We start from the raw sequence: 16,760 nt of genomic DNA, 5'->3' as shown, positions 1-16,760 counted from the left end.
CCCCTAGATACAAGCCGGGAAACCCTCGGAAAGCAAGCGGCGGCCCAACAGAATGTGCAGTTTGCGCGGCGTGCCGTCAGGACTCCCACTGGCGCATGCGTTGCCGGCAGTGTTTCATGGCATTGACGATGTGCTTCTCCACCAGGCTACGCGACAGGCCTAGCCGCTCGGCGATCTGCGGGTGGGACAAGCCTTCGAGCTTGCGCAGCAGAAAGCTGTCACGGCATGGCTTGGGCAATTCGTCCAAGGCGCGCTTGAGCAGGTCCAGCCGCTGGGCGTGGTGCATGTCCTGGGACCAGACCGTGTGCTGCCACTGAACGCCCTCGTCGAGCACTTCCAGCGGTTCGGTCTGGCGAATCAAGTGGCGCCGATGTCGATCCACCACCAGATTGAGCGCGGTGCGATAAAGAAACGCCCGAGGGTGTTCGATCACTTGCGCATCGACACGCTCCAGTACCCGAACGTAGGCGTCATGGGCCACATCTTCGGCAGCCTGGCGGCTGCCAAGGCGTGCGCTCAGGAAATTGACCAACTCGCGATAATAGTGTTCCACGGCGGCACCCTGAATCGCCCGATGAAGGCCCCGCGCAGCCCAGATGGTCGCAGGTGATATCAAATTGGAATCTTACAAATTATCATTAACCGCAGCAACCGACGTCGGTCGCCTGCCAAGGCTAAATTCAACACCATGACCTTCGTTTAACGGGGACCTGCCTGCGCACAGGCATTGCTTGCGCTCAGGCCCACTTCGGCTGGAAGTCCCCATGAGACGTGCACCCGCTACTCGCCACCGCCTGCTTCTGGGCGGCTTCGCCCTGCTGAGCCTGGGCAGTCTTCTGGCCTGGAGCACCCTGCCCCTGGGCGCGGTACCGGCCAATACCGTCACCGTGACGCGTGCAGACATTGAAAGCAGCGTCACCGCGCTGGGCACGCTGCAACCCAGGCGCTATGTGGATGTTGGCGCACAAGCCTCCGGGCAGATTCGCACGCTTCACGTCGAAGCCGGCGATACCGTGCGCAAGGGACAACTGCTGGTGGAGATTGACCCGTCAACACAGCAGGCGCGCGTGGATGCCGGGCGCTTTTCCATCGACAATCTCAAGGCGCAGCTCGCCGAGCAGCGCGCCCAGTTCAAACTGGCCAAGCAGCAGCTCGCCCGCCAGCGCAGCCTGGCCGATGCCGGCGCCACCCGCGAAGAGGATGTGCAGGCGGCCAATGCGCAGCTCAGCGTCACCCAGGCGCGTATCGACATGTATCAGGCGCAGATCCGTCAGGCCCAGGCGAGCCTGCGCAGTGACGAAGCCGAATTGGGCTACACCCGCATCTACGCCCCGATGGATGGCACCGTGGTCGCGGTGGATGCCCGTGAAGGCCAGACCCTCAATGCCCAGCAGCAAACCCCGTTGATCCTGCGCATCGCCAAGCTCTCGCCCATGACGGTGTGGGCGCAGGTATCGGAGGCCGACATCGGTAAGGTCAAGCCTGGCATGACGGCCTACTTCACGACACTGGCAGGCGGCAAGCGCCGCTGGAGCAGCCGCGTCAGGCAGATCCTGCCGATTCCACCCAAGCCGCTGGAGCAAACCAGCAGCGGTGGCGGTAGCCCGGCGAGCGCGACCAATGGCGCCACCGGTACTCAGGTGGTGCAGTACACCGTCTTGCTGGATGTGGAGAACCCTGACGGTGCGCTGATGGCCGACATGACCACGCAAGTGTTCTTCGTCGCCGGGCAGGCCAGCGGTGTACTGACCGTACCCCTGGCCGCGCTGGACGAACGCGATGGCATGCACATCGCCCAAGTGCTCGCCCCCGATGGCCAGGTGCAACCGCGTCAGGTACGAACAGGGCTTAGCGATCGCCTGCGTGTGCAGGTGCTCGATGGCCTGGGCGAAGGTGAGCGGTTACTGATCGGCCAAGGCAGTGGAGGCTAGATGACCACGCCCCTGATCGAACTGCGCGACATCTGCAAGGCTTACGGCGGCTTCGGCACCCCCAGGGTGGACGTGCTGCGGGGTATCAGCGTGCGTATTCATCCCGGTGAATTCGTTGCCATCGTTGGCGCTTCGGGCTCCGGAAAGTCGACCTTGATGAACATCCTCGGTTGCCTGGACCGTCCCACCCGCGGCAGCTATCACTTCGCGGGGATGGACGTGGCCGAGCTGGGCAACGATGAACTGGCGTGGCTGCGCCGCGAGGCATTCGGATTCGTCTTTCAGGGTTACCACCTGATCCCTTCCGGCTCTGCGCTGGAAAACGTCGAAATGCCCGCCATTTACGCAGGCATCCCGGCCCAGGAGCGCCAGGTGCGCGCCGCGGCCCTGTTGGACCGGCTAGGCTTGGCAAGCCGCACTGCCAACCGCCCGCATCAACTCTCGGGGGGTCAGCAGCAGCGGGTGTCGATTGCCCGCGCATTGATGAACGGTGGCCACATCATCCTCGCCGACGAGCCCACCGGTGCCCTGGACAGCCACAGCGGCAAGGAAGTCATGGCACTGCTGGACGAGTTGGCCAGCCAAGGCCATGTGATCATCCTGATCACCCACGACCGCGATGTCGCGGCCCGCGCGCACCGGGTCATCGAAATTCGCGACGGCCTCATGATCAGCGACTCGGCCGACCAGCGCGACGGCGCAGCCCGCCACCCCGGCCTGCAGGCCGATGATCTGCGTCAGCGCCTGGGCCAGGGGGCGCAGCTGCGCGGCGCCTGGAAAGGCGAGCTGGTCGAAGCACTCCAGGCAGCTTGGCGCATCATGTGGATCAATCGCTTTCGCACCGCGCTCACCTTGCTGGGCATCGTCATCGGAGTAGCCTCGGTGGTGGTCATGCTGGCCGTGGGCGAAGGCAGCAAGCGCCAGGTGATGGCGCAGATGGCCGCGTTCGGCTCCAACATCCTTTATCTCAACGGCAAGCCGGCGACACTCGGCGAGCCTGCAGGTACCGTCACCCTGGACGATGTCGCCGCCATCGGCCAATTGCCGCAGGTCAAGCACGTCATGCCCGTTATCGGGGAAAAGCTCATGGTGCGCCAGAACAACACCAGCCAGATGTTCTACGTGGGCGGCAACAACACCTGGTTCGAGGACATTTTCAACTGGCCCGTGGTCGAGGGCTCATTCTTCAGCCAGGCCGACGAAGCCGGCGCGGCGGCAGTCGCCGTGATCGGCCAGAAAGTGCGGGAGAAGATGCTGGGCGATCATGCCAACCCGATCGGCCAATACCTGCTGATCGGCAACGTGCCCTTCCAGGTGATCGGCATACTGGCGGGAAAAGGCGCCAGCTCCGGCGACCAGGACAGCGACGGGCGTATCGTGGTGCCGTACTCGGCCGCCGCCATCCGCCTGTTCGGTCATCGCGACCCCGACTACATCACCATCGCGGCGCGCGATTCGGCGCAGGTCAACGGGACCGAGGCGGCCATCGATCACCTGTTGCGCCAGCGCCACCAGGGCCGCCACGATTTCGAACTGACCAACGATGCGGCCTTGATCCAGGCCGAGGCACGCACCCAGAGCAGCCTGTCGTTGATGCTCGGCGCCATCGCGGCCATCTCGCTGCTGGTGGGCGGCATTGGGGTGATGAACATCATGCTGATGACCGTGCGCGAGCGCACCCGCGAAATTGGTATCCGCATGGCCACCGGAGCGCGCCAGCGCGACATCATGCGCCAGTTCCTCAGCGAGGCGGTCATGCTGTCGATGGTGGGCGGGCTCAGCGGCATCGTCCTGGCCCTGGTCGTCGGCGCCGGCTTGATGCTGGCCGATATCGCGGTGGCCTTCGCGCTGCCTGCCATGCTTGGCGCTTTTACCTGCGCTGTGATCACCGGCATCGTGTTCGGCTTCATGCCCGCACGCAAGGCCGCCCGACTCGACCCGGTCAAAGCCCTTACCAGCGAATAAGCCATGCCCTTGCCAAGCCGCATCAGCCTGTTGACCCTCTGCCTGGCGCTCGCCGGGTGCAGCCCGCCCACTCTGCCCCAGGCAGAGGTCCAGCTGCCAGGGGCCTGGCAGGGCCCGACACGCGCTTTCAGTGAGGCCGATAGACCGGCGCGTCAGTGGTGGCAGTCCTTCAACAGCCCCGAACTGGACAACCTGGTGCAACGCGCCCTGCATAACAGCCACGACCTGGCGGCCGCCACCGCGCGCATCCGCCAGGCCAGAGCCCGTGCTGCCATCGCCAATGCACCCTTGCTGCCAGCGGTCGAACTGGGCGTGGATGCCAGCCGCCAGCGGCTGCTCAAGGGCGAGGGTTATAACGACCTCGATGCCACCAGCAGCCAGCGCACCAGCACCGCGTTCGATACCCAGCTCAGTGCCAGCTATGAAATCGATTTCTGGGGCGGCCTGCGGGCTAGCCGCGACAACGCCCTGCACGCACTGCAAGCCAGCCGCTTCGACCGGCAGACGGTGCAGCTGAGCCTGCTCAGCGACATTGCCAACACGTATCTGCAGGGCCTGGCCCTGGCCGAGCAACTGCGCATCGCCCAACTGAACCTGGACAATGCACGGGGCATCTTGCGCCTGGTCCAGGCGCGTCAGCGCGCAGGCTCGGCAACACGCCTGGAGCTTGCCCAGCAGCGCAGCCTGGTCGCGGCCCAGGCGCGTCAGATCCCCCTCTTGGTGCAACGCGTGCAAGACGCCCGAATCACCCTCGCGACATTGCTCGGCGACCCGGTGCAGCAACTGCCAACCAGCCGTCAGCCGTTCGCCAACGTGGCCTGGCCGACGGTCGACAGCGGCCTGCCCAGCGACCTGCTGACCCGTCGCCCCGATATTGCCGCCGCCGAGGCCCGCCTGGCAGCGGCCAATGCCAACGTGCAGGTGGCCCGAGCGGCCATGCTGCCCAAGGTAACCCTTGGCGCCACCCTTGGCAGCGGCGCCCGCACCTTCGCCCAGACACTGGAAAGCCCCTATTACACCCTGACCTCCGGCCTGCTTGCGCCGATTTTCGACAACGGCAAGCTGCGCGCCTCCCGCGACCTGGCCGAGGCCGAGCAGGCCGAATTGCTGGAGCAGTATCGCAGCAGCATCCTCGCTGGCCTGAGCGATGTGGAGAAGGCGCTCAATGCCCTTGACGGTGTCGACCGCCAGCGTCACTGGCAGGACGAAGAAGTGCGACAAGCCCAACTGGCCTTTGACCTGGCCGAACAGCGCTACGGGGCAGGCGCCGAGACCGTGCTGACCGTACTGGAAACCCAGCGCACGCTGTATACGGCCCAGGACCAGCAGGCAACGCTACGCCTGGCCCGCCTGCAAGCGAGCGTGGCGCTTTACAAGGCGCTGGGTGGTGGGTGGGAGGTGGGGGGTGATGCACCGTAGGCGCAACGCTGAGCTCGAAAAACGCCAGGATAGCCGAGGCCGCTGCGCGGCCTGTCGCGGCGCAAGGCCGCACACGGGCTAACCTTTAGATGCGATGCAAGGCAGTTGCTTCGGTATAGTCCTGGAGCGGCCTCGCCAGGGCGCCAGACCGACCGCGTTGGGCTGCGCAGCAGCCCCAAGAACCCAGCGTCGCAGCGCATATTGTCGGGGCCGCCTTGCGTCCCATCGCTGCATGAATTGCCCCAGGCCCTTACCGCGACGCCCGCATCACCTTCAGATGCCGGGCATACCACGGCCGCTGCGGCACCTTGGGCCGTAACGCGGCGAAACGCTCGTCTTCGGCATAGATGATACGCAGGGCCAGCTTCATGGTCTCCGGGTCCATCTCCACGCTCCGCCCTGGGCGCAACCCAGGCACAGTAGAGCACCCATGGGTATCAGGCCCCAGCCAGGGGTCGGCGACCTCTACCCAGCGCCCCGGCGCGAACCAGGGCACGCCGTTGACCTCCAGGCGCCGCACCTCACCAGGATGAAGCCGTTCATGGGCCTGGAACCAGTCCTCGATGCGGTCGTCGATCCAGCCATGAAAGCGCCAGAACACCGGGTTTACATGGGATGAAAAAGGGTCGCCGAGAAAATCGTTCTCGGCGCTATACCAGCGCTGGGCATAGTCGTCGGGCGTGCGCGCCATCGGCACCGGCATGCCGTTGGCCGGATCGCGCGGCACCGAGGCCCAGCGCATGTGCAGCCAGTCATGCAGGCCCAGCTCCAGCTCCGAGCCAAGCTGCCCCAAGGTCAGCGTACTGAGGTAATGAGGATCGCCATAGCGCGACTCCCAGACCTGGAAGTTGCCGTAGAAGGTGTCCGGGCTCTTGATGTCGCGCACCCACTGGGCGTACTCCTCGTCATCATCGGCCAACCATGTAGGCGGCAAAGCATTGCCGTCATGGTTGTCGAAGTAGGCCGCAAACCCTGCGCGGTCGCGCTCGAGCGCCGGTTGGGGCAAGGGAAAGCGCGGCCACGACGGTAAAGGCTCGATGGCCCTGGCGTTACCCAGCATGTGCCGGTGCATGAACAGAAAGTCCTCGCCGGAGCCGTTGCGGTCCTTGTGCCGGCCCCGGGCATCACGCTCGCGCGCCCTTGGCCCTGGCTGCCAGCCCAGCCCTCGCAGCGCACCGCGCTTTTCGTCATCGAGCTTGTGCCACTTGTCCCGTGACGCATGCCACAGCTGGTGAAACAGCCGGTGTTCCGGCGCGATCAACTTGGCCAGCAACGGCGCCGACAACGGCGTGCGCTCCCGCGCTTCGGGAAAGGTTTTTTTCAGCGCCAGGAAACGGTTGTCCTGCACAGGCAGCGCCAAGGGCCGCTCCAATGCCGCCACGTGTCCGCTCAAGGTCGCAGGCCCTGCGTTACCGTACGCCCCCCAGACCTCGTCAAGCACAACCTGGCACTCGTAGCGTGCCCCAAGCGGGTTGGCGTCCGTGGCCAACAGCCGCCAGCGTAGCGTCCCTGGCTGATCGAGCAACAAGTCAGCCACCACCCGATAGCGTGGCTCCAGCGTGCTGCGCAAACGTTCAGGTGTGTCGAGGTAGCCGCGCAAACCCCGCCCGCTCCAAGCCACATCCAGGAACAGCTCAAGCTCCCCTGGCGGCACGCCGGCAAGCCCGGCCTCGCGGCCTTGAGGTGTCCAGTGCCAGATACCGCGCAAGGTGTCGCCCAGTTGCCTGACAGGCGTATCGGCGAGTTCCACCACCGCCTCGCCAGGGGTCTCAGGGTATTGCTCTTCACTGGCTCGCCGCCGCTGCAGGTACCGCGCGCCTGGCACTGCCATACCCGTCAATGCCACACCGGCGATGAACCCGCGTCGAGAAATCGTCATTGCCCTACCTGTGCTTTCACTTCGGCCATGGAGCACGGCCCATCCAAGGCTAGGACGTGGCCCGGCGGGCGAAATTTAGCGCTGCAGTGCGCGCTGGCACCTGCCTTCAGCCAGGCGGCGGGGGCTTAAATTTCTGCCATCGCAGCTCGTTCCCTCCAGGTAGCGGCGGCATCCAAGCCCATCCCTCGACGGTGAACCTACTGAGACCAAGATGACGACACCACGCTGGAAGAAAGCCCTGTATATCAGCCTGGCCGCGGCCGTGGCCGCCGGTGCCGGGTGGGCGGCCTGGGACTACCTCGACACGCCGGCAGGCTACCCCAGGGAGGTCATGCGCCAGGCCAATGACCTGCAGGAGCGCCTGCTTTCGTTCGACAGCCACATCACGCTGCCGCTGACCTTCGGCACCGAAGGCAGCGAAGCCGACCAGGACGGTGCGGGGCGCTTCGACCTGAACAAGGCAGCGCGCGGGCGCCTGTCTGCCGCTGCCCTGACCCTTTTCGCCTGGCCCGAATCCTGGACCGGCGACAATGGCCCACACCGCCCTACCCCCGGCTTCGTCGAGGCCGCCCGCCATACGCAAGAGGTGCGCTACAACGCCATCATGGGCATGGTCCGCGACTTTCCCGAAAGGGTGGGCATTGCCTATACCCCACAGGACATGCGCAGGTTGCACGGCGAAGGCAAGTTTGCGGTGTTGCTCAGCATGCTCAATGCCTACGCACTGGGCGACGACCTGGACCAGCTGGACCGTTGGGCCGCCCGCGGCATGCGCCTGTTCGGCTTCAGCTATGTGGGCAACAACAGCTGGGCCGACTCCTCGCGCCCGCTGCCCTTCTTCAATGACACCGTCGATGCACTCGAAGGCCTGTCACCCATAGGCAAACAGGCGGTACAGCGCCTGAACGATCTGGGGGTGGTCATCGACGTGTCGCAGATGTCCAGCCAGGCACTGGCCCAGGTCGTGGCGCTCAGCCGGGCACCGGTGGTGGCGTCGCATTCAGCGCCCCGGGCGATGGTCGACATCCGCCGCAACCTGTCGGACAAGGAAATGCAACTGATCAAGGACAGCGGCGGCGTCATCCAGATCGTCGCCTTCTCCACCTACCTCAAGCCCTTGAGCAGCAAAACCCAGCAGCGGCTCAACGCGCTGCGCAGCGACTATGCCCTGCCGCCCCTGGCCGACCTGAACTACGCCCTCATGCCGGGCGACCCTGTCATCGCGGGCTGGCCTGAACAGAAAGTGGGCCAGTACGCCAATGCGTTGTACGCCATCCTCGACGAAGAACCGCCAGCCACGCTCAAGGACTACGGCGACGCCATCGACTATGCGGTGCGCAAGGTCGGCATCGACCATGTCGGCCTGAGTTCGGACTTCAACGAAGGCGGCGGCATCGACGGCTGGCAGGATGCCAGCGAGGCCCGCAACGTTACGGCCGAACTGATTACACGGGGTTACTCCGAAGCTGACATCAGCAAGCTGTGGGGCGGCAATTTCCTGCGTGTCTGGCAGCAGGTACAAGCGGCAGCAGCCCCTGGCGCCACCCCCTCCCGATGATGATGCGAGCCCTTTGATGAACGACCGTCGCGCCTTTCTGAAGCAGGCCAGCCTGCTCGCTGCCAGCCTGCCACTGGCAGGCCACTTGATACCCGCCGCCCAGGCCGCGCCCACACCCGCCACAGGCGCTGACGCCTGGGCGGGCTTTCGCAGCCTGTTCAACCTCGACCCGGCCTACGCCCACTTCGCCAACTTCCTGATCACGTCGCACCCAAGACCGGTGCGCGAGGCCATCGAGACCTTGCGCGCGCAATTGGACCGGCACCCGGCACGGCTGGTGGACTGGGACAGCCAGTCGGAATGGAAACACGAAGCGCAGGTGCGCGAAGCGGCGGCCCGCTACCTGGAAGTCGCCCCGCGGCAAATTGCCCTGACCGGCAGCACCACCGAGGGGTTGGGCCTGATCTACGGTGGGCTGAAGATAGCACCCGGGCAAGAGATCCTGACGACGGTGCACGAGCACTCCGCAGCGCGCCACACCCTGGACTTTCGCACCGCCCGCGACGGCACCCCGGTACGCCGCCTGCGGCTGTTCGACGAGCCGTGGAACCTGTCCACCGACCAGGTGCTGAGCACCATCAAGGCGGCCATCAACCCCAAGACCCGCGCGCTGGGCATGACCTGGGTGCACTCGGGCAGCGGCGTGAAGCTGCCGGTCGGCGCCATCGGCGAACTGGTCCGCGAAGCCAACCGCGACCGCGCCGAGCATGAGCGCATCCTGTACGTCATCGACGGCGTACATGGCTTTGGTGTCGAGGACATGCGCTTTGCCGACCTGAACTGCGACTACTTCATTGCCGGCACGCACAAGTGGATGTTCGGCCCACGCGGCACAGGGATCATCTGCGCTGCCACCACCGCACTCGATAACCTGAACCCGCTTATCGCGACCTTTTCCGAGGACGAGGATTTCGCCACCACCTTCACCCCAGGCGGCTATCACGCCTTCGAGCATCGGTGGGCGCTGGGCACAGCCTTCGACTTGCACCTGCAGCACGGCAAGGCCGCCATCCAGGCACGCATCCACGGCCTCAACGACTACCTCAGGCAGCGGCTCGAAACGTTACCGGGCGTGCAGCTGGTCACGCCGCGCAGCACCCGCCAATCGGCTGGCTTCACCTTCTTTCGGGTGGCCGACCAGGATGCCGACGAGGTCGCCGCCTACCTCAACAGCCAGCGCATCGTCGTCGATGCGGTATCGCGCGACGTGGGACCGGTGGTGCGCACTGCACCGGGCCTGCTCAACACCGAAGCCGAAATCGACCGGCTGATCGCCGTACTCACGCCACGCTTGCGCCGCTGAACCCTTCATCCAGACCACCGATCACGGACTTATCACCATGCCCAACCTGCCTTGCGCTTCACCCAAACCATTGTCCAGCAGACTGTACAAGCTAGGCGCTGCCTTAGTGCTCGGCCTGCTGGCCTGCCCTGTTGTCCACGCAGGCGAAGCGATCAAACCCGGTAGCGTTTTCAAGGACTGCCCACATTGCCCGGAAATGGTGGTACTGCCCGCCGGCAGCTACCTGATGGGTACCCCGGAGGATGAAGTGGGCCGCGAATACGACGAAGGCCCGCAGCACACCGTGACCTTCGCCAAGCCGTTCGCGGTGGGCCGCTTCCCGGTCACCGCAGGCGAGCTGGATGCGTACATCCGGGAAACCGGGGTCAAAATCACCGATGGCGACACCCGTCCTGGCCGCTTCTGCAAGGCCAGCAAACCCACCTATAAGCAGGGCCCTCGCCAACCGGCGGTGTGCATCAGCTGGTTCGACGCCGATGCGTACGCTCAATGGCTGACGAAAAAGACCGGGCACACCTACCGTCTGATCAGTGAGGCGCAGCGCGAATACGCCGCCCGGGCCGGCTCCACCGGCCCCTTCCCGTTCCCCTTCGACAACAACGACGAGAAGGCCTACAGCATCAGCCAGCACGCCAACACCTACGGCCCCGCCGATGGCTACTCCTACACCGCGCCCGTGGGCAGCTACCCGGCCAACGCCTTTGGCGTGTACGACATGCATGGCAATGTCTACGAGTGGACGGCCGATTGCCTGAACCCTGACTACGAGGGTGCGCCTGCCGATGGCAGCGCCTGGAAGACCGGCAACTGCGAGAAGCGCGTCATGCGCGGCAACGACTGGGGTGAGGCCCCGGTGTTCTCGCGCTCGGGCAACCGCAACAACCGCTCCCCCGAGGTGCGCGGCGACTTCCTTGGTTTCCGAGTCGTCCGCGACCTCTGACAGCCCCACGCGATTGAGGAGAAACACATGACCCATCAACCTCGTGGCGCCGTCAGGGAACTGTTCGCCCTGCTCAAGCCGTTCTGGCCCCTGGTCACGGTTTGCATCGTCCTGGGCATGATCGGTGGCCTGAGCGTCACCGCTCTGCTGGCCACCATCAACAGCAGTTTGCACAGCGACGCCGGCCTGACCCAGGGCGTGGTGCTGGGCTTCGCCGGCCTGTGCCTGCTGGCGCTGCTCAGCTCGATTCTGTCCGACATGGGCACCAACTACGTAGGCCAGCACGTCATCGCGACCTTGCGTCGTCAGCTGGGTGAAAAGGTGCTGGCCGCACCCATCGACCAGATCGAGCGTTACCGCAGCCACCGGCTGATCCCGGTACTGACCCATGATGTGGACACCATCAGCGACTTCGCCTACGTCTTCGCCCCGCTGGCCATCTCGCTCACCGTGACGCTGGGGTGCCTGGGCTACCTGGCCCACCTGTCGTGGCAGATGTTCCTGGTGATCCTGGTGGCCATCGGCGTGGGAACCGTGTTGCAGTTCATCGCCCAGGCCAGGGGCATGCGTGGCTTTGAAGCCGCCCGAGAAGCCGAGGACGACTTGCAGAAGCACTACAGCGCCATCGCCGAAGGCGCCAAGGAATTGCGTATTCACCGTCCACGCCGTCAACGGATGTTCAGCCACGGCATCCGCGACACGGCCAACCGGATTTGCGCCACCCAGGTCCGCTCGATCAACACCTTCGTGATCGCCAAGACCCTGGGCTCGATGTTGTTCTTCGTGGTCATCGCGGTGGCGCTGGCCCTGCAATCGTACTGGCCCTCGGCGGACAAGAGCGTTACCAGCGGTTTCGTGCTGGTGCTGCTGTACATGAAGGGCCCGCTGGAGCACCTGATCAGCACCCTGCCGATCATCGGCAAGGCCCAGATCGCCTTTCGCCGCATTGCTGCGCTGTCCACGCAGTTCTCCTCGCCCGAACCACACCTGCTGCTGGACGACGCACGCAAGCCAGCCCTGGCCATGAACTCGCTCGAACTCAGGGATGTTCGCTACACCTTCCCTGCCGTGGAGGGCGCCGAGCCCTTCCAATTCGGGCCGGTAAACTTACAGGTCGAGCAAGGCGACATCGTGTTCATCGTCGGTGAAAACGGCTGCGGCAAGACCACCCTGATCAAGCTGCTGCTGGGCCTGTACGCCCCGCAGGCCGGAAGCATCGTGCTCAACGGCCAGCCCGTGACAGCCCAGACCCGCGATGACTATCGCCAGCTGTTCACCACCATCTTCGCCGACTACTACCTGTTCGACGACGTGATCCAGGGCGACCAACCGCTGCCCGATGACGCAGGGCGTTACCTCAGGCGGCTGGAGATCGACCACAAGGTGAGCATCCGCGACGGGGTGTTCAGCACCACCGACCTGTCTACCGGCCAACGCAAGCGCCTGGCGCTGGTCAGCGCCTGGCTGGAGGAGCGGCCCGTCCTGGTGTTCGATGAATGGGCCGCCGACCAGGACCCGACGTTCCGGCGGATCTTCTACACCGAGCTGCTGCCAGACCTGAAGCGGCTAGGCAAGACCATCATCGTGATCTCCCACGACGATCGCTACTTCGATATCGCCGACCACTTGGTGCGCCTGCACCGCGGCAAGATCGCGCCAGCACTCCACCCCGCCTGATCCGTTGTAACCGGACTGAAACTTTTCTTTCCGGTTTTCCTACGCTGATGCGTCTCACTGAGCAACTAATACAAATCATTATCATTTCAAACTCCATCAGAGAGGATGTAATGCCAGCCCTTAGCACGCTCAACCCGCTCACCCAGGCCTTAAGGCTTCACCGTGCCTTCCAGACGACGCTGCTCGGCTCAAGCCTGAGCATGGCGCTGTGCCTGCCGTTGTCGGCCCAGGTGATGGCCCAGGAAGTGGATGTGGACATTGCCGCCATGCCGCTCTCCGCTTCGTTGCAGGCGTTCGGGCGGCAGGCCGACCAGCAGGTGTTGTTCAGCCCGGATGATGTGCAAGGGCTCAAAGGTCGAGCCGTCAAAGGCCACCTCACCGCGCAGCAGGCCCTGGCCACCTTGCTGGCAGGCACGGGGCTTGCGTACGACATCCAGGGCAACAGCGTGACCATTCACCGTCGTGGCAACGACACCAGCTCGCTGCAGCTGGACGCCACCACCGTGCAAAGCAACCTGGACGGTTCGAGCGAAGCCAGCCGTTCGTACACCGTCAACAGCAGCAGTGCGTCCACCAAGCTGCCCATGTCCCTGCGCGAAACGCCTCAGTCGGTCAGCGTGATGACCCGTCAACGCCTGCAGGACCAACAGCTGACCACCCTGAGCGACGTGCTCAAGCAGGCGCCGGGCCTGTCGGTGCAGAACATCGACAGTGAGCGGGTGAACATCTATTCGCGCGGCTATTCGATCGACAGCTACCAGTTCGATGGCATCCCCACCACCCTGATCGTGCAGACCAGCGCCAGCCCGCAGAGCCTGATCGACACTTCGATCTACGACCGCGTCGAAATCGTGCGCGGCGCCACTGGCCTGATGACAGGTGCCGGTGACCCATCAGGCAGCATCAACCTGGTCCGCAAGCGGCCGACCTCCACCTTCCAGGGCTCGATCACCGCCGGGGCGAGTTCCTGGGACACTTACCGCACCGAGGTGGACGTGTCTGGCCCCCTGACCGACGATGCCCGCCTGCGCGGTCGCACAGTCGTGGCGTACAAGCAAGGCAACAGCTACATCGACCACTACCAGCAGGAAAAACAGACCTACTACGGCATCCTCGAAGCCGACCTCACCGACAGCACCCTGTTGAGCGTGGGCGTGGACTACCAGAAGAACAACCCGCGTGGCGTATCGTTCGCCAGCTTCCCGCTGTTCTACAGCAATGGCGAGCAGACCGACTTTTCCCGTTCGATCAACGCAGGTTCGCGCTGGAGCTATCGCAAGCAGAACACGCTCACCACCTTCGCCAACCTTGAGCAAAGCCTGGTCAACGACTGGAAGCTCAAGGTGGCGGTCAACAACATGTACAGCTCGCGTGACTATTCCCTGGCCTCGCTCAGCGGCGACTTCCCCGATAAGCAAACCGGCGAAGGTGCCTACCTGTACGGCGGCGACGGCTCAGGCTCGCAGCGCCAACTGGGTATCGACGCCCTGGTGCAGGGCCCCTTCCAGCTATTGGGCCGCGAGCATGAGCTGGTGATCGGCCTGAGCGGTTCGGAATTCCACGACTACAGCGACCCGGCAGACGACGACCTGGAAGGCCGCCCGGCCAATATCTACACCTGGGACAACGACACAGAGCGCCCCCTTTCAGTGGGCAAGCTGATGAACGACGACACTACCGTGCGCCAGAACGCCGCGTACATGGTGGCGCGCTTCAAACCCACCGATGACCTGTCGCTGATCCTGGGCGCGCGGGTAGGTGACTACAGCTACAAGAAAAAAACCGTGGCTAACCCGTCCTACCCGGGCCTGAACAGCCGGGCCTCGACCCGCGAAAGCGGTTTCGTCACCCCCTATGCAGGAGTGGTGTACGACCTCACCGACATCCACTCGCTTTACGCAAGCTACACCAAGATCTACAAGCCGCAGTCGATCCGCGATCAAGCAGGCAAGACCCTGGAATCGCGCGAAGGTGACAACTACGAGATTGGCCTGAAGAGTGAGTTTCTGGAGGGGCGAGTCAACACCGCCGTCGCCCTTTATGAAATCAAGCAGGACAACCTGGGCGTGGCCACCGGCGAGACTGTCGAAGGTACCGTTCGTGAGTCGGCATACCGCGCGGTGTCCGGCGCCAAGACCCGCGGCATCGACATGGAAATCTACGGCGAAGTCATGCCCGACTGGAACGTCAGCGCCAGCTACAGCCACAGCCTGACCAAGGACTCGGACCACGAGCGCATCATGACCGAGGCGCCGGCCAACCTGGTCAAGCTCTGGACCACCTACCGCCTGCCCGGCGAGCTCAACCAGCTGACCGTGGGTGGCGGCATGAACTGGCAGAGCGGCTTGAGCCTGACCACCAGCCAGGGCAAGGCGACCCAGCAGCAGTACGCCGTGTTCGACCTGATGGCGCGCTACGACATCACCAAGGAGCTGAGCGCCACCGTCAACGTGAACAATGTGTTCGACAAGAAGTACTTCAGCGCCTTGGACCCCACGTTCTTCACCGGTTATTACGGTGAGCCGCGCAACGTGATGTTCACGACCCGGTATAGCTTCTAAACCCCCTGCCTGGAACGTCAAGCCGGCTCGGCAACTGGGCCGGCTTGCCTGCGAGGCGCCGCAAGGCGGCTGTGCTCGAACGCTACCCATCCTGTAGCCATCTGCAACGCCTGCCTAGGCTCCGTGTGAAAAGTCTTGAGACGAAGGTCAGGCAAGGCGAAAACAGCCGAGGAACGGTCGGAGTCGCGCTCGACGTTACGGGTGGTTGTAAATGAGCATTCCGACCGGGCTGGCGATCCAGGCTGTTTTCCACGCAGCATCACCGAGTATCAAGGCTTTTCTCACAGAGCCTAGGAAACGATCAGAAAAAAGCACACACCTACTATCCAAGTTGGTCGCAATAGATAGGGCTGGATGTGTGTGCGCTCTATTCTGCTAACGGCACGCCAGGGCTATTACGCTCATCGCCTGCCCGCCGCTGTTGCACATGGGCTGCGCCGCCCGAAACGTGTACGTCATCCAAATGCAACGTCAGCTGAGAAATCGTCAGGTACCAGCGCCGTGGTAACGGCAGATCAGTCTGCTGTTGATGGCCAAATCGACGAAATAACACAACGCCCACCTCACCCCCCAACCGCGTTCAGCCACCCCCCCACATCCCGATAAATTCCCCCCACCTGCCCCACCAACCCCGACATCCGCAAAAAGTCATGGCTAAGCCCCTGTGCCCGTACAAACGTCACCGGCGTCCCGCTCGCCTGCAACCGGTCGCGATAGGCCAGGCCTTCGTCATGCAACGGGTCATATTCCGCCACCCACAGATAAGCCGGCGCGAGAGGCGTGTCCACTTGGGCTAGCAGCGGTGAAGCGCGCCAGTCCAGGCGTTGTTGGGGCAGCGGTGCGTAGTGCTGGTAGAACCACTCCAGCGTCTCGGTCTCCAGCAAATAGCCTTCGGCATGCTGGCGGTGGGAGTCGCGCAGGCACGACAAGTCGGTGACCGGGTAGAACAGCAGCTGCGCCAGCGGCTTGATCGCCAACGTTTCAGGGGCCTTGACCGCGGTGATGGCCAGGACGGTCGCAATGCTTGCGCCGACGCTGTCGCCGGCAAACACCACCCGGCGGTTGTCCAGCCCAAGCGCAAGGGCATGCTCGGCCAGCCAGTTGGCGGCATCGAGCGCATCGTTCACAGGAACGGGGAAACGGTGCTCCGGCGCCAGTCGGTAATCCGGGGCGAGCACCGCGAAGTCGCCCATGCTCGCCAGGCGCCGGCACACCGAATCGTGTGAGTCGAGGCTGCCGACCACATAGCCGCCGCCGTGCAGGTAGAGGATCACCGGTTGCGGTGCAGCTGCAGGCTGCCCGTTGCGGTAGAGCCGTGCGGGCAGCTGGGCGCCGTCGCGGGTGGGGATGCTCAATTGGCTGACACTCAGGTCACCGGGCGGGCTGGGGTCGAGCACTTGCGAGCTGGCGGCGAATTCGGCGCGGGCCTGGGCCACCTCCATCGCGTGCATGGGCTGGCTTTTGCCGGTCAGCCTGCCGAATTCGACCAGTTCCAGAAACGCGGCCAGGTCAGGGTGCAATGCCATG

At 64.4% G+C, this 16,760-nt stretch carries 11 protein-coding genes; 8 read left to right on the top strand and 3 right to left on the bottom strand.

Annotated features, from left to right (window positions below; translation table 11 throughout):
* Positions 1–76: 76 nt before the first annotated feature.
* Positions 77–553, bottom strand: coding sequence for a sigma-70 family RNA polymerase sigma factor (locus FS777_RS20025; RefSeq protein ID WP_058602651.1), 477 nt, complete (start codon positions 551–553; stop codon positions 77–79).
* 211 nt (positions 554–764) lie between these two features.
* Here FS777_RS20025 and FS777_RS20020 point away from each other — a divergent pair, with 211 nt between their 5' ends.
* The 3 genes from FS777_RS20020 to FS777_RS20010 are packed head-to-tail and all read left to right on the top strand — an operon-like array spanning position 765 to position 5,315.
* Entirely contained in the window at positions 765–1,931 is a 1,167-nt protein-coding gene (locus FS777_RS20020) for an efflux RND transporter periplasmic adaptor subunit (RefSeq protein ID WP_078478828.1), read from the top strand.
* Entirely contained in the window at positions 1,932–3,896 is a 1,965-nt protein-coding gene (locus FS777_RS20015; protein ID WP_145257309.1) for a MacB family efflux pump subunit, read from the top strand.
* A 3-nt stretch (positions 3,897–3,899) separates the two neighbouring features.
* Positions 3,900–5,315, top strand: coding sequence for an efflux transporter outer membrane subunit (locus FS777_RS20010; protein WP_058639754.1), 1,416 nt, complete (start codon positions 3,900–3,902; stop codon positions 5,313–5,315).
* A 250-nt stretch (positions 5,316–5,565) separates the two neighbouring features.
* On the opposite strand, the gene FS777_RS20005 is transcribed toward FS777_RS20010, so the two are convergent.
* Entirely contained in the window at positions 5,566–7,194 is a 1,629-nt protein-coding gene (locus tag FS777_RS20005) for a PvdJ/PvdD/PvdP-like protein (RefSeq protein ID WP_145257306.1), read from the bottom strand.
* A gap of 211 nt (positions 7,195–7,405) precedes the next feature.
* On the opposite strand from FS777_RS20005, the gene FS777_RS20000 reads away from it, so the two are divergent.
* From FS777_RS20000 to FS777_RS19980, 5 genes are all read left to right on the top strand, one after another.
* A complete protein-coding gene (locus FS777_RS20000) occupies positions 7,406–8,752 on the top strand; it encodes a dipeptidase (protein WP_058602646.1) in 1,347 nt (448 codons plus the stop codon).
* Positions 8,753–8,768: 16 nt separating this feature from the next.
* Positions 8,769–10,055 (top strand): aminotransferase class V-fold PLP-dependent enzyme, encoded by a 1,287-nt coding sequence (locus tag FS777_RS19995; protein WP_145257303.1) that lies wholly within the window; start codon positions 8,769–8,771, stop codon positions 10,053–10,055.
* 37 nt (positions 10,056–10,092) lie between these two features.
* Positions 10,093–10,995 (top strand): formylglycine-generating enzyme family protein, encoded by a 903-nt coding sequence (locus tag FS777_RS19990; protein WP_145257300.1) that lies wholly within the window; start codon positions 10,093–10,095, stop codon positions 10,993–10,995.
* Between the two features lie 27 nt (positions 10,996–11,022).
* A complete protein-coding gene (locus FS777_RS19985) occupies positions 11,023–12,672 on the top strand; it encodes a cyclic peptide export ABC transporter (protein WP_058639758.1) in 1,650 nt (549 codons plus the stop codon).
* Positions 12,673–12,782: 110 nt separating this feature from the next.
* On the top strand, positions 12,783–15,233 hold the full coding sequence (locus tag FS777_RS19980) for a TonB-dependent receptor (RefSeq protein WP_145257297.1): 2,451 nt from the start codon (positions 12,783–12,785) through the stop codon (positions 15,231–15,233).
* Between the two features lie 563 nt (positions 15,234–15,796).
* On the opposite strand, the gene FS777_RS19975 is transcribed toward FS777_RS19980, so the two are convergent.
* On the bottom strand, positions 15,797–16,759 hold the full coding sequence (locus FS777_RS19975; protein WP_145257294.1) for an alpha/beta hydrolase: 963 nt from the start codon (positions 16,757–16,759) through the stop codon (positions 15,797–15,799).
* Position 16,760: the final 1 nt, after the last annotated feature.

Origin of the sequence: Pseudomonas sp. DE0157, assembly GCF_007678615.1 — a bacterium.
Classification (GTDB): domain Bacteria; phylum Pseudomonadota; class Gammaproteobacteria; order Pseudomonadales; family Pseudomonadaceae; genus Aquipseudomonas; species Aquipseudomonas parafulva_B.
This window is presented reverse-complemented; position numbering and strand designations above follow the sequence as displayed.

What these genes read in the sequence shown, in the direction of transcription:
- FS777_RS20020 (WP_078478828.1), top strand. Translation starts at nt 765, where the DNA reads ATGAGACGTGCACCCGCTACTCGCCACCGCCTGCTTCTGGGCGGCTTC.
- FS777_RS20015 (WP_145257309.1), top strand. Translation starts at nt 1,932, where the DNA reads ATGACCACGCCCCTGATCGAACTGCGCGACATCTGCAAGGCTTACGGC.
- FS777_RS20010 (WP_058639754.1), top strand. Translation starts at nt 3,900, where the DNA reads ATGCCCTTGCCAAGCCGCATCAGCCTGTTGACCCTCTGCCTGGCGCTC.
- FS777_RS20005 (WP_145257306.1), bottom strand. Translation starts at nt 7,194, where the DNA reads ATGACGATTTCTCGACGCGGGTTCATCGCCGGTGTGGCATTGACGGGT.
- FS777_RS20000 (WP_058602646.1), top strand. Translation starts at nt 7,406, where the DNA reads ATGACGACACCACGCTGGAAGAAAGCCCTGTATATCAGCCTGGCCGCG.
- FS777_RS19995 (WP_145257303.1), top strand. Translation starts at nt 8,769, where the DNA reads ATGAACGACCGTCGCGCCTTTCTGAAGCAGGCCAGCCTGCTCGCTGCC.
- FS777_RS19990 (WP_145257300.1), top strand. Translation starts at nt 10,093, where the DNA reads ATGCCCAACCTGCCTTGCGCTTCACCCAAACCATTGTCCAGCAGACTG.
- FS777_RS19985 (WP_058639758.1), top strand. Translation starts at nt 11,023, where the DNA reads ATGACCCATCAACCTCGTGGCGCCGTCAGGGAACTGTTCGCCCTGCTC.
- FS777_RS19980 (WP_145257297.1), top strand. Translation starts at nt 12,783, where the DNA reads ATGCCAGCCCTTAGCACGCTCAACCCGCTCACCCAGGCCTTAAGGCTT.
- FS777_RS19975 (WP_145257294.1), bottom strand. Translation starts at nt 16,759, where the DNA reads ATGGCATTGCACCCTGACCTGGCCGCGTTTCTGGAACTGGTCGAATTC.